Origin of the sequence: Murdochiella vaginalis, assembly GCF_902381775.1 — a bacterium.
GTDB classification, from domain to species: Bacteria; Bacillota; Clostridia; order Tissierellales; family Peptoniphilaceae; genus Murdochiella; species Murdochiella vaginalis.
Genome location: NZ_LR698969.1, coordinates 787,456 through 800,161, shown reverse-complemented (window position 1 = coordinate 800,161; position 12,706 = coordinate 787,456). Strand labels below are relative to the sequence as shown.

The 12,706-nt window shown below is 51.0% G+C and carries 12 protein-coding genes; 2 read left to right on the top strand and 10 right to left on the bottom strand.

All coding sequences use genetic code 11. The features are described from left to right. The first annotated feature begins 177 nt into the window (after positions 1-177). The gene (locus FXY30_RS03400) at positions 178-870 is read left to right on the top strand and encodes a LiaF transmembrane domain-containing protein (RefSeq protein ID WP_071705314.1); all 693 of its coding nucleotides are present in this window, start codon (positions 178-180) and stop codon (positions 868-870) included. A gap of 10 nt (positions 871-880) precedes the next feature. Here FXY30_RS03400 and FXY30_RS03395 read toward each other — a convergent pair whose 3' ends face one another. The 5 genes from FXY30_RS03395 to FXY30_RS03375 form a co-directional block, all read right to left on the bottom strand. Next, positions 881-2,089: a CdaR family protein gene (locus tag FXY30_RS03395; RefSeq protein WP_071705313.1), complete on the bottom strand. Its 1,209-nt coding sequence runs from the start codon at positions 2,087-2,089 to the stop codon at positions 881-883. Further along, positions 2,076-3,071, bottom strand: coding sequence for a diadenylate cyclase CdaA (gene cdaA / locus FXY30_RS03390; protein WP_071705312.1), 996 nt, complete (start codon positions 3,069-3,071; stop codon positions 2,076-2,078). Before cdaA ends, FXY30_RS03395 begins: the two co-directional genes overlap by 14 nt. Before the next feature lie 255 nt (positions 3,072-3,326). Next, positions 3,327-3,593 carry an HPr family phosphocarrier protein gene (locus tag FXY30_RS03385; RefSeq protein ID WP_071705311.1) on the bottom strand — a complete coding sequence of 89 codons (267 nt, stop codon included), beginning with the start codon at positions 3,591-3,593 and terminating at the stop codon, positions 3,327-3,329. 41 nt (positions 3,594-3,634) lie between these two features. Further along, a complete protein-coding gene (locus FXY30_RS03380; RefSeq protein ID WP_071705310.1) occupies positions 3,635-4,180 on the bottom strand; it encodes a rubrerythrin family protein in 546 nt (181 codons plus the stop codon). A 214-nt stretch (positions 4,181-4,394) separates the two neighbouring features. Next, positions 4,395-4,874 carry a ferritin gene (locus FXY30_RS03375; protein WP_071705309.1) on the bottom strand — a complete coding sequence of 160 codons (480 nt, stop codon included), beginning with the start codon at positions 4,872-4,874 and terminating at the stop codon, positions 4,395-4,397. 140 nt (positions 4,875-5,014) lie between these two features. On the opposite strand from FXY30_RS03375, the gene FXY30_RS03370 reads away from it, so the two are divergent. Further along, positions 5,015-6,418: a S41 family peptidase gene (locus tag FXY30_RS03370; protein WP_071705308.1), complete on the top strand. Its 1,404-nt coding sequence runs from the start codon at positions 5,015-5,017 to the stop codon at positions 6,416-6,418. A gap of 89 nt (positions 6,419-6,507) precedes the next feature. On the opposite strand, the gene FXY30_RS03365 is transcribed toward FXY30_RS03370, so the two are convergent. The 5 genes from FXY30_RS03365 to FXY30_RS03345 form a co-directional block, all read right to left on the bottom strand. Beyond that, complete coding sequence (locus FXY30_RS03365; RefSeq protein ID WP_071705307.1) at positions 6,508-7,674, bottom strand: PIN/TRAM domain-containing protein; 1,167 nt, start codon at positions 7,672-7,674, stop codon at positions 6,508-6,510. Positions 7,675-7,677: 3 nt separating this feature from the next. After that, a complete protein-coding gene (locus FXY30_RS03360) occupies positions 7,678-8,196 on the bottom strand; it encodes a CarD family transcriptional regulator (RefSeq protein WP_071705306.1) in 519 nt (172 codons plus the stop codon). A 72-nt stretch (positions 8,197-8,268) separates the two neighbouring features. Then, a complete protein-coding gene (locus FXY30_RS03355; RefSeq protein WP_071705305.1) occupies positions 8,269-9,696 on the bottom strand; it encodes a DNA repair protein RadA in 1,428 nt (475 codons plus the stop codon). Then, the gene (locus FXY30_RS03350) at positions 9,693-12,089 is read right to left on the bottom strand and encodes an ATP-dependent Clp protease ATP-binding subunit (protein WP_071705304.1); all 2,397 of its coding nucleotides are present in this window, start codon (positions 12,087-12,089) and stop codon (positions 9,693-9,695) included. Before FXY30_RS03350 ends, FXY30_RS03355 begins: the two co-directional genes overlap by 4 nt. After that, on the bottom strand, positions 12,079-12,702 hold the full coding sequence (locus tag FXY30_RS03345) for a hypothetical protein (protein ID WP_071705303.1): 624 nt from the start codon (positions 12,700-12,702) through the stop codon (positions 12,079-12,081). The genes FXY30_RS03350 and FXY30_RS03345 overlap by 11 nt, the downstream gene beginning before the upstream one ends. Between the last annotated feature and the right edge of the window lie 4 nt (positions 12,703-12,706).

Sequence of the window (12,706 nt, the reverse complement as noted above, 5' to 3'; positions counted from 1 at the left end):
TTTTTCGGCGGGCTCTTACCGCCCGGGTTTGAACCCGCTTCGATCCCCTGTGACCGGCGCATGAACGCCTTCACAATGCCGACAAATTCGATCTCTATTCTGTTACGGAAAGGACTCCTACTTTCCGGTTATGACATTTTCGCCTCTTCCGGGAAATGCAATACAGAAAGGGCAATTATGATTCTAGGTATTTTACTATTCGGCATCGGCACGCTCATCCTGCTGACGCAGCTGTTCGGCGGAAGCTTCTTCTCGCTGTTTGGTCTCTATTGGCCAACCCTTCTCATTCTCTATGGTGTATTGCGCCTGCTAAACGATAAACAATGGCACAATTTTCCGCTGTTTTTGATTGCACTCGGTGCGATTTTACAAGGATACCATCTCGGCCTCTTCCGTGGCGATATCTTGCTCATTCTCATTGCCATCGGCTTGATTCTGTTAGGCTTACGCCGCATTGTCAACCGTTTTTCGCAGAAAAAAATGGTCTATGGCGAAACCGTTTTTTCGGAAGAGAACGTACGGGGAAATGCAACGTACGGCTATGAAGAACGCGATGTTCTCAACGATCGCTTTCTTTTTGCCGATGCCCATCGCGTATACCGTTCCGATTCCTTTTCCGGTGGAGATATCGAGGTGGTCTTTTCTTCGGTGACCATTGACCTGAAAAACGTACTTTCCCTCGATAATAACGTCCGGATCAACGCAAACGTACAGTTTGGGGAATTGACGCTGCAGGTTCCCGCCGATTGGCATGTCATCGTCAACGGCAAACATTACTATTCCTCACAGGAGCGCTCGGAAAATAGCGAGATGGCAACCACCCTCTATGTCGACAGCGAAGTCTTTGCCGGTACGCTCAAGATCCTCTAATTCGCATATTTTATTCCACCGTCATCAACAATTGTGCCGGCTTAATTTCCTTGAGCACAATGTCTTTGGGCAGACTTACTTCCAACGGCAAGGTCTGCAAGCCTGTGCCGGCGCCGCCGAGATCGGCGCTGATCACCAGGTCCGACTCGTGCAGCGCATCCAAATCGTTTTTGTAGCCTTCAAGACGCAGGGAGATGGCCCTCACATCGCCCGCAGGGCGTGCTTTTAAAGCGCCTCCATTTTTAGATTGAATGCGATCCACATTCACGGAAAAGGTGCGCTCTTCTCGCACATCGAGGGTAATCTGCGCTTTATATTCCAGCTTATCATTTACCGGCGTAATGCCGTCCGGATATTGGAGCGTCACGGGAATAGGGCCGTCTTTGGTCATTTTATTCAGATCCAACGGTTGTGTAGAAATCGCATTAAGCTTATCAATATCCGCCGTTTTTCCCATGACCAACACCGTGTTGGGCGTAATGGTCGCTTGTCGCAGGCGCACCTTCGGTTCCTGACCTTTGGCCGCTGCCCATTGCAGCTGTACGGGAACTTCTTTTTGCTTGGAAATCGTCGCGCTCACATTGACGGAGGACAGGGAGAGATCAATTCCGTCCACAGCGTTTCCGTTCTGATCGACCGGATGTACCTGCAGGTTTGCCGAGGTATCCGCTGTCAATCCGTTCAGATTGATAACGACGTTGACATTCGCCACACGTTCCACCAAAGAACGAGGACCCGTGACTTCGATCGTTTGCGGCGTTGCCGCCAAACCGCGCAGCACATACTTATCCGCCAACGCGCCCGTTTCCTTGATGGTCACGTTACGACTTTTGGTAATTACTTTTTCGACATGCACCTGCATGCGATCGTTGGCTGCCTCGTTAATAACCATATTGGCCGGAACGGTATAGCGAATGGAAACGCTCTGTGTCCCTTCTTTTAAAGTGCCCGCATCAATAGAAGCCGTGACATAGTTGCGGTCCAGACTGCCTATATCGTTACGCTTACCTAAAATGCGCAAGGAGGTCTGCGCAAATTCCATTTCGGTAATTTTTAACTGTTTTTCATCCAGAACGTCCTGGTTGATAATGCGAATAGGAATGTCCGACAAAGTTGCCGACTGGGTTGGATTGACGCCAGCCGTAATATAACTCCACATGAGAATGCCGATGATGAGCGATGTCAATTTCCATTGCCAATTGTGTTTAAGCAATTTCATCCCGGTCTCCTTTCCCATTCGATTCCGATCCGGATCCGGCTTGTATATCGTCTTTTTCTTGTTTCAGCGTGGAAGCCGACTCTTCGCTATCCGTCACATCCTTCTGCTCTTCGTTTGACTCCTTTTGGCTTGTTTTTTTTGCATTCAAAAACGAAATAAGCCGGCTGATGCCCGACATGCGTTGGGTCGTTGAGCCATTTTCATAAAACGCCCGCAGATTTTCCCGCAACGTCGCTTCATCCATGTGACGCGAAATTTGTCCGTTGGAACAGAGGGAAATCGTACCGGTCTCTTCGGAGACCACCACCACAAGTGCATCGGAACGCTCGGAAATGCCCAAGGCCGCGCGATGGCGTGTGCCGAGTTCTTTATCCAAATTACGGTTCTGGGACAACGGTAAAAAAGCACCCGCCGCCAATACGCGATCCCCGCGAATCACCACAGCTCCGTCATGAAGCGGTGTGTTGGGAATAAAAATATTGATCAGCAATTCGGCTGTCACCAAGGCATCCACCTCGGTGCCGGATTCCGCAATTTCCTTGAGTCCCGTACCGCCTTCGAGAACGATGAGAGCACCAATTTTTTGTCGGGAAAGCGAAGTCGCCGCACGAACGATCTCCTCTACGCGTCCCGCACTTTGCACGCGGTCGCCTCCACTGTTGACCAAATTGCTCAGCCACCCTTGTGATCGACCCAAGCGCTCGAAGGCACGCCGTATTTCCGGTTGAAATACCACGATCGTCAACAAAAAGCCGGCAGTCAGAATATTGGACAACAACCAGTTCACCGTATACAATTTCAGCCCGTCGCTGATCTGCGCAAAAATCAGAATGGCGATGAAGCCCTTGATGAGTTGTTCTGCGCGGGTCTCACGAACCAGTAAAATCAAATAATAAACGATGACCGCAATCACCAGAATATCGATCACGTCCGTGACCGAGAATGTCACCAGCAATTCGCGAAGATTTCGAAAGTAGTTCATGCGCGCCCCCTCTCTACCGTTCTATTTTAGCACATGCATCGCAGCCGGACAGACTCCCCTTCCCCTTTTTCCTTTTTATGCAAGCCCTGCACTGGAGCTTTATCGACACCAAAAAAAATCAAAGAGCAGGCAAAAAAAAGCTGCCACTGTCTAAGCAGCGGCGGCTTTTTTCTTTTTGTATCGAACGCGAAAAACATCCGCATCTATTTTCATGACGTTGTCAGGCGCGCCCGTATGCACAGCCGAATCGCGTGGTCAATACATGGTAATATCGTGGTTCAAATAAGCCAAGAGTGTTTCGAGCGCCTCTTCTTCATCCGGTCCGTCTGTGCGCAAAATAAACTTCGCCCCTTTTCCGGCCCCCATACTGAGCACACTCATAATCGACTTGCCATTGAAAACTTTATGATCACGCTCCAGGTACACATCTGCCAGAAATTTCTTTGCCGTCTGAATGAAATTGGCAGCCGGACGGCCCATCAAACCGATTTCGTTATCCAACACCACTTTTTTTTCGACCATGTACTGTTCTCCACTTCACCTCGTGCGGCCGCTATCCGTCATCAATAGGCGATGAATTTCGCCGCAGCGCAGCCGCAAATCGGACAATTTTCTTCCTTCGAAAGGGCAACAAATCCACAAACAGGGCAGAGATAAACGGCATCTTCCACTGTCAAATCTTTTCCCTGTGCAACGGCATCTTTCGCAATGCCGAACATCTTCGCATGCACTTTTTCCGCCTCGATCGCAAAACGCATCGCGCGAACCGCGGCTTGCTCTTCTTGCATTTCCGCTACCTGAATATACGCCGGATACATTTCGGTAAATTCAAACGTTTCGCCATCAATCGCGCCTTGCAGATTTTCTGCTGTCGTCCCGATGCCGAAGCCGCCGCCCGCTGTAACATCAAAGTCACCATGGATCTCTTTCATAGCTTTAAAATGCAGTCCGGCGTGAATTTTTTCTGCTTCTGCCGTTGCATCGAATAAGCGTTTTACATTCGGGAAGCCTTCCTTGTCCGCCACCTGGCCCCAGATGTTGTAGCGATTACGAGCCATGGATTCTCCACCAAATGCGGATCGCAGGTTTGCCTGTGTCATTTTATGCATAGACGCCTCCTTGATTCTTTTCACAATCGCCTCTTCAAAAGAGAGACGCTTTCCCAAACTTTTCCCTTTTACTATTTGAAGGAAACTACTGTTATAGTAAAGGATTTTCATCAAAAAGTAAAGTAAAAGGGCAATCGTTTCCTTGTAATAAAAGTACACGGGCAAAGGCATATTACCCCGGCCCGTGCACGGATTTCGTTATTCTCTTGAGAAGTTATTCTCTCTGACCCAAATAGCGATCGATCTGATACAGCGCACCCCAGTTCGATCCGGCACGATCCAATTGCTTTACCAGCGTCTGGAACGTTGCTTCTTCTTCCACTTGCTCTTTGACATACCAGTGCAGAAAGATTTCCGCCGGCTTATGATCTTCTTTTTGTGCCAAGTCGATGAGCTTATAGATGTTCGCTGTCACCACCTGTTCATGCGCCAGCGCCTTTTTGAAAACATCCAACAGACTGTCGAATTTTCCGTCTCCCGGATTGATCGGGCGATAGTGTACCGGATAACCGACTTCCTGAAGAAAACCAATCATTTTCTCGGCATGTTCCACTTCTTCTTTCACCTGCATATCCATGAAGTGCTTCATTCCCGCCATATCCTCTTCTGCTAAATAAGCGGACATCGTCCGGTAAATATATGCGGATTCCAGTTCAAAATTTGCCTGTTCATTTAAGGCTTCTAAAATTTTCATGTAGTCCTCCTCTATGTTTTTCTTTTCTCTTCCGAAACCATTACAACTTTACTGTACCCGTTATTATCTCCTACTAACACGGCCTCGTTTTCGTCGGTGGGAATCTGTTAAAATGGAATCAAATTGTCACGGAGGAAACTATGAGGCAAAACCCAAAAAAAAGAACGGCATTGGAGCAACGTGTTCTGGAAAGTCAACGTCGTCATGATCGCAAGCAGGTGATCAAGCGCAATCTTCAGCGTCGTCGGCGTCGCAGACGACTTTTTGCGCTTTTATTCCTCCTGCTTCTTCTTGCCACGGGGTACGGCCTCTACACCTTCGTTCGGCGGACGTTTCTAAATGCCCGTTTTGAGGAGCTGCCGACCGTACGGAAACAGGCCAATCAAGCGGTAGTCGAGGAGTTATTGCCTTCTGATACGACCGGAAGGCCCCTGACGCAAGGGGAAAAAATTGCGGATGCCCGGCAGTTGCAAGCGTTGCTCAAAAGCACTCCAAAAAGCATTGGCCCCTCTGATCCGGATGCGGTCAAGGTTACCTTGGACAATCTGGTGGATCATGCAGGGAAAACCGCATCCGACAACGAGTTTTTCAGTGTCTTGCAGGAAATGGTCAAGGCGGCCGGAACGCCCACCTCGATGATGCTTCTTCCCGATGCGTATGCGAAACTCTATCGCAATGTGGGAAGCGGCTTTTATGCGACTGATTCTCCCTACGCCGAAGCGCTTACCGATGAACGGGTGGTATCACGCTATGCGCGAATGCGAGAAGACGCCTCCTATAAAAATGTCGCCGCAAAGGCGGAGGATTTTCCTCTGCCGACACTACGCGTGGATGCGTCGTCCGATACGGCCATTCTTTCCAACCTTGCTTTTGAAGATGGAGCGTATCGCACGCAAAAAGAGACGCTGGCGCAGTTGCTGACGGAGGCTCGCACCCATAAATATGTGCTTTTCGATTTGCGAAATACGAGCGGTACTTCTGTTGAATACTGGGCCCAAGGCATTTTGCCATACCTCATGACCGCCACCTACGGCGTAGAAACGAGTCTCTATTTTCCGAAAGGTTTTGAACCCTATGTGGACTATCTGTCGCTTAAAGAGCGAATGGAAAGTATGGATTTGGAAGATGAACTGCGCCCGATGACGGGGCTTCACAATGCAGAGACACAAAATGCTGTAAACGACACCGCCTATGCGAAAACCATCACGGTGACGGCCAAAGGGAATACAGAGGCCGTCGCTCCGGCGAATCTCGTGCTTCTCGTAGATAAGACAACAGGCGGTGCGGCAGAAACGTTCGCTGATTTTTGCCACCGCTTGCAAAGTGCAGAGCTAATCGGTACCACCACTTCCGGAAGCGCGTGGAAAATTCCCGCCTTTCCGGTCAAACTGCTGCATTCCGGTTATCTCGCTTTATTGGATCCTGTCATTGCCCTTGCGCCGGATACAGAAGTCCTGCAGGCAAAGAACCGCGTAAAGCCGGATATAGAAACGCAAGCGGCGGACCTTGTATCGTTTGCTTTGGACCATCTGCGCCAAAAGTGAGCTTCCTGCAAAAGCACCCGCCCCTTCACAAAAAAAACCGCAGCGGCTTTCCGCTGCGGTGGTGGTTTCCCACAATAAATGCGTATAAATTAATTCGGAAGACGTGTAAAAATCATCTTTCCTGCGGAGGTTTGCAAGACTGACGTTACGACCGTATCGACCGTGTTGCCGATTTCCTCGTAGCCGTTCTCCACAACAATCATGGTGCCATCATCCAAGTAACCCAGCCCTTGCCCCGGCTCTTTTCCCGGTTTGATGATATTCACGCGCATATGTTCTCCCGGAATGACAATGGGCTTTAACGCGTTGGCAAGCTCGTTCACGTTCAATACCGGAATATTCTGTACCGTGGCCACTTTGTTCAAGTTGAAATCATTGGTCACCAGTCGTCCCTGATAGCGTCGTGTCAGCACCAGCAATTTCAGATCCACCTCTTTGGGCTTGGCAATCTCACTGTTATCAATGTGAATATCCTGCACAGAGCGCGTCTGCATTTCGTGGATGTGATCCAAGCCTTTTCGGCCCCGCTCACGCCGTAGCGCATCCGAAGAATCGGAAATATGCTGCAGCTCCTCAAGGACATAATGGGAAATGACGATGGGTCCTTCCAAAAAACCCGCCTTCATCACCTCGAAAATGCGCCCGTCGATAATGACCGACGTGTCCAGAATTTTCGGACACGCTTCCAAAAACTCCTCGTCTTCTTGCTCGTCATCCATCTCGGACACCTTAGCCAGTCGTTTCTTTCTCTTTTTTTCGTTGCTGCGTTGAATGCGTTCCTCGTCCAAGCGTGTCAGAGCGTCTCTCAGCTGGTGCACGGTCTTCATAATGTCATCGTAGTACATGGTGGCCAAGCGCACGCCCAATAAGCCCAAAAGAGCATAAAGCGCGACGGAAATGAGTACTCCGATCACATTGCCCACATGGCTGATGCTCAGCTGCAATACCGGATTGCTGATAATGCCGGCAATAAGCAAGCCCACGATCAATCCGATGGTGCGTAGCACAATCTCGCTTAACGGCACCTGACGGATCTGCCGAGACATGGCATCCACGACATTGCGAAGAGCTGTCGCCCACTTGCCGGCCATGGCGAAAAATACGGCAAATCCAACGCCGGCACCAACAAAGTAACTCACGATACGCTCCACCATGCCCCAGCCCCGAATCCATTGCAGATCAAAGACAAGGTAGGCCAGCAATGCTCCCAACGCGGCGCCGATTAAGCCGAATACGGCCCGCATAATCTGTTTCACCGATTACTCCTCTTCCGCGCCGTCCTCCGGCGCTACGTCTTCATCCAGAGTGATAGCTTCGTCAATCATGTCTCCGGCTTCCTCTACTGACAGCGAGCCGACAATAATAAGCTCCGAAATCAGCATTTTCTTCGTCTTGTTCAGCATTTTCTTCTCGGATGTGGAAAGGCCTTTCTCCATATCTCGAATTTGTAAATTGCGCACGACATCCGCCATCTCAAAAGGATCTCCTGTCTTCAGGTTTTCAAGGTTTTCCCGATAGCGTTGGCTCCAGTTTTCTGCCATTTTTGTTGAATCCTGACGCAGAATTTCCATCACACGTTCCCCGTCTTCATGGCTCATCACGGGACGAATGCCGATCTTTTCCATCTGGTCCACCGGGATGGAGATGCGAATGTTGGCAATCGGCATTTGCAGAATAAAAAATTCCTGCTTCATGCCCAACAACTCTTTGGTTTCTTTGTTGATGATGGTCCCGGCACCCTGCATCGGATACACGACACGGTCTCCGATTTTATACATGGCCTCACCCCCTTGCTTCAATTATAACGAAAAATACTGGATTTCGCGAGAGGATCGTAAAATTTTAATATTTTATCGAACTCCCTCAGCCTTGTCAAGACACGGAACCCGATATTTTTCAGCTCGCGTAAGCGACCGAAGAACATCCATCAGCGTTTTTGCGCAAATGATCTGCAGCTGCAGTGATTTCATCAATCGTTTCGCAAGGCCAGCATGTTCTTCTGCAATAAACACGCGGCGAAATCCGAGACGATCCAGCTCGCGTAGACGTCGCTCCATTTCCGTGGCCCGTTTCAGCTCGCCGGTGAGACCGACCTCCGCACAGAAGGCGTCTTTGCCGTCGATGCTCCAGCCGCCGGAAGCGGAGGCGATGGAGACCAAAATAGCCAAATCGCAGACTTTTTCCCGCAGAGCAAGCCCGCCGGTCGCTTTGAGCACCACGCTCTTGTCGTGTAAGGGCTGATGCGCTCGCTGCGAAAGAATGGACACCAGCGTATTCAGGTCATCACGTCGAAGAGAATCTCCGATGCGGGTCGGATAGGCGTCATAAGCTGGCGAAACCAGCGCTTCGATCTCAATAGGAATGAGACGGGAGCCCTCTTTCTGCAACGATACCGCTGCACCGGAAATGGGGTGATCACGCCGCGTCAAAAAGAGGTCATAGGGATTGGTGACATCGGAAAGGCCCTCTGCGCTCATCTGAAACAGGCCCACTTCATCGGTATATCCAAAGCGGTTTTTGGTGGAGCGCAACAAGCGCAATTCATCCGAATAGCCGCTTTCCAGGTATAACACCGTATCCACCTGATGCTCCAACGTGCGCAGGCCAGCCATGGTCTCGTCTTTTGTGACATGGCCGACCACAAACGCTGCCATGGGACGCTCGCCCTGTTTGCATGCCGAAACGATGGCCGCACAACATTGCACCGTTTGTGTCGGGGTTCCCGGGCGCTGTGCAAATTCTGCCAGTGCCATGGTTTGAATGCTGTCCACGATGAGGATGGCGGGTTTAAGCCGTTGGCTTTCCGAGAGCACCGCATCCAAGTAGCTTGTGGAAAGGATAAATACCTTATCGGAACACGTATGCAAAATACGTTCCGCACGCATGCGAATCTGCGGGGCACTTTCCTCGCCGGAGGCATACAGCACCCGTACGCCGCGCGCAGCAAGTTTTCCCGCCACCTGCAACAGAAGAGTGGATTTTCCCGCTCCCGGTTTGGCGGTCAGCATGGTCACCGCATCTGGCACCAAACCGCCTCCCAATACGCGGTTAAGCTCCGGAAGGCCTGTGTCGACGCGATCGGATTGCGACAGCGGCACTTCCGGCAACGGCATGGCCTGTTCTTCCGCCACATCCCGCATCCGTTTCGCCACGGTGCGTCCGGTTTCCACCGCCACTTCTTCCATCGTGCCCCATTCCCCGCAAGCCGGGCACTTTCCGCTCCAGCCCACCGCAAGATGACCGCAGCTGCTACATTGATAGCGCGTTCGGATCGTCATTCTTCCTCCGCCGGGGTCACTACGACCTCATTTTTTTCCATGCGCAGCGTGTATGCCTGTCCTTTTTCAAGCGTACCGCTTAACATTTTTTCCGCCAATACATCCTCCACCTTTGTACGAATGGAGCGTTCCAGCGGACGGGCGCCAAATTCCGGCTGCACCGAAATTTTCGTCAGATGACGAAGCACCGGATCGGTATAGGTCATGTGATAGCCTAACGATTCCACGCGCGCCATCAAGTCCTGCATCAGCAAGTCCGCAATGTGCAAGATGCTCTTTTCACTCAAACGGTGGAAGACAATAATGTCATCCACGCGGTTCAGAAATTCGGGACGGAAGGTTTGCTTGAGTTCCTCATGCACCACTTCTTTCATGCGATCGTATTCGTCGGCTTCCACGGTTTCTTCCATGCCGAAGCCCAACCGCTTTTCCGTGGCCAGCTGTGAGGCGCCCACGTTAGAGGTCATAATGATGACCGTATTGCGAAAGTCAACCAAGCGGCCCTGGCTGTCCGTCAGACGCCCTTCGTCCAAAATTTGTAAGAGCAGATTGAATACGTCGGGATGCGCTTTTTCCATCTCGTCAAAGAGCAGCACCGAATACGGCTTTTTACGCACCATCTGTGTCAGTTGGCCGCCCTCTTCATAACCCACATAGCCCGGAGCGGCGCCCACCAGTCTGGAAACGGCATATTTCTCCATATATTCCGACATGTCGATGCGAATCACGCTATCCGCCGACCCGAAGAGCTGACGGGCAATTTCTTTTGCCAAATACGTTTTTCCGACACCTGTCGGGCCGACAAAAATGAACGTACCGATGGGCCGGTTCGCCGATTTTAGCCCTACGCGAGCACGCTTTAACGCCGAAGAAACGGTGTCGACAGCATGATCCTGGCCGATCACCGTCTTTTTTAAAGCTTCATCCAGGTGGAGATACTTATCGGCTTCTTTTTCCGTCATGCGCGTAACCGGAACATTCGCCCACTGGGAAACAATGGCTGCAATCTGGTCAAAGCCGATGGTGGGCCATTGTTCTTCTTTTTGTTTTTGTTGCTGCAAAAACGCTTCATGTTCTTTTTCCAGCGCAGCTAACGCATCCCGCAGCTTCGCCGCCTCTTCAAAATTTTGGGTAAGGGCCGCTTTTTGCTTTTCTTCTTCCAGGCGTTCGCGTTCCTCGCGATAGCGCATCTCTTCCTGCGGAATATGGAAGGCTTCGACATGAACACGGGCAAGAGCCTCGTCGATGACGTCAATGGCTTTGTCCGGCAAAAAACGGTTCGTCAGGTAGCGATCGGTCAGCTCCGTCGCCGCAACGATGGCATCCTCGGTCAGGCTCACATGATGGAACTCTTCATACCGCGGCTTCAAGCCGCGAATGATTGCTTCCGTCTCCTCTTTGGTAGGTTCTTCCACCATGACCGGTTGAAAGCGTCGTTCCAACGCCGCATCTTTTTCGAGGCGCTTATGATATTCATCAATCGTCGTCGCACCGATAATCTGCAGGCTTCCCTTGGACAGGGCCGGCTTTAAAATATTCGAGGCATCCAAGGAACCTTCTGAGCTTCCTGCGCCGATAATGGTATGCAATTCATCGATAAACACCAGCGCATCTTTTCGCGCCATCAGCTCGTCGATGGTGTCCGACAGGCGCTGTTCAAAATCGCCGCGATACTTCGTTCCGGCCACCATGGTCGCCATGTCGATGGAAAAAACCACCTTATCACGGATGATATCCGGCACATCGCCGGAAACAATGCGCTGGGCAAGTCCTTCTGCAATCGCTGTCTTTCCGACACCCGGATCGCCGATGAGAACCGGATTATTCTTGGTTCGTCGAGACAGAATTTGAATGACGCGATTCACCTCGCGATCACGGCCGATAACCGGGTCGATCTTGCCCGCCTGCGCTTCTTCATTCAGGTTTTTGCCGTATTCGCTGAGATTGGATTCCCGATCCTGCTTATGGTTTTCTCGCAGCATGCCGACCAGATTCTGATAGACCATGCGTTTATCGACATCCGCAATGGTGAGCATGACGGAGGCCATTCCCGATTTGTCGTTCAAAATGGCAAAAAGCACGTATTCCGCAAAAATTTCCTGTTCGTTGTTTTGCAGAGCGATCTGCCGCGCCTGCTCCAGAAGGCGGCGCACCGCCGCCGAGGTTTGCATGGACGGGTTTTCATCCGTTCCCGGCTCATTGTTATTGAGCACGATTTTGCGCAGCGTATTGTAGTTTGCACCGGCGTGCAACAGAGCCTGCGTTTCCATACCGCCCGTTTTCAGCATGGCCAAAAGAACATGCTCTGTATCGATTACGCTGTGATGAAACGAATAGCTTTCTGCTGCAGCCGCTTGTAACAATTGTTGGACGGAAGTCCTTTTATACTCCATAGGGGTCCTTCCTTTCTTCATTTAAAAGCAGAAGATCATCCCCGATTTTATTCAGCTCGTCACGATACTGCGCGCAGAGCTCATACTTTTCTTCTTGCAGCGCCAGTTGCATTTTGTCCAGCAGCGTGCGACGACGCTTGCGCAGCGCACGACGGGTGCGTGCCAGGGCAAGGTCTCTTGCATTGGTCGATTTTTCTTCGCTTTTATCCAAGCTGTCATTGCGCTCCGTAGCAAAAAGTGTCTGAAATGGATTGAAACGGAACGGATTCTCTTCCTCTTCCTGCGAAGAGTCATCTACCTCCTGCGACGCATCCTCGGCGAGCGCTTCCTCCTCGCCCTCTTCTTCGTCGCTCATGGGCGGAACCGTGGGGCCGTCCTGTTGCAGAAACGAGACCTCGACGCCGGGCATCATCCCGCTTTCCTGCGCCTTTTCCAGCATTTCCTTAAGCTGATCGGTTAATTCCTTTCCGCCCCATTCTTTCGGAATCTGCCCCATCATTTCGGCCAATTTTTCCTTATAGCAGGAGGCACACAAACGCACCTTCTGCGCTTTTCCATTCACAAAAGCCACGATTTCAATACTGGCATCGTGATCACAAAAATCGCATTTCATCATT

Bases quoted from the DNA above. Each gene is read 5' to 3' on its own strand.
- FXY30_RS03360 (WP_071705306.1), bottom strand. From the start codon at position 8,196: ATGTATAAAATCGGAGACCGTGTCGTGTATCCGATGCAGGGTGCCGGG.
- FXY30_RS03345 (WP_071705303.1), bottom strand. From the start codon at position 12,702: ATGAAATGCGATTTTTGTGATCACGATGCCAGTATTGAAATCGTGGCT.
- FXY30_RS03385 (WP_071705311.1), bottom strand. From the start codon at position 3,593: ATGGTCGAAAAAAAAGTGGTGTTGGATAACGAAATCGGTTTGATGGGC.
- FXY30_RS03400 (WP_071705314.1), top strand. From the start codon at position 178: ATGATTCTAGGTATTTTACTATTCGGCATCGGCACGCTCATCCTGCTG.
- FXY30_RS03395 (WP_071705313.1), bottom strand. From the start codon at position 2,089: ATGAAATTGCTTAAACACAATTGGCAATGGAAATTGACATCGCTCATC.
- FXY30_RS03350 (WP_071705304.1), bottom strand. From the start codon at position 12,089: ATGGAGTATAAAAGGACTTCCGTCCAACAATTGTTACAAGCGGCTGCA.
- FXY30_RS03380 (WP_071705310.1), bottom strand. From the start codon at position 4,180: ATGCATAAAATGACACAGGCAAACCTGCGATCCGCATTTGGTGGAGAA.
- FXY30_RS03355 (WP_071705305.1), bottom strand. From the start codon at position 9,696: ATGACGATCCGAACGCGCTATCAATGTAGCAGCTGCGGTCATCTTGCG.
- cdaA (WP_071705312.1), bottom strand. From the start codon at position 3,071: ATGAACTACTTTCGAAATCTTCGCGAATTGCTGGTGACATTCTCGGTC.
- FXY30_RS03370 (WP_071705308.1), top strand. From the start codon at position 5,015: ATGAGGCAAAACCCAAAAAAAAGAACGGCATTGGAGCAACGTGTTCTG.
- FXY30_RS03375 (WP_071705309.1), bottom strand. From the start codon at position 4,874: ATGAAAATTTTAGAAGCCTTAAATGAACAGGCAAATTTTGAACTGGAA.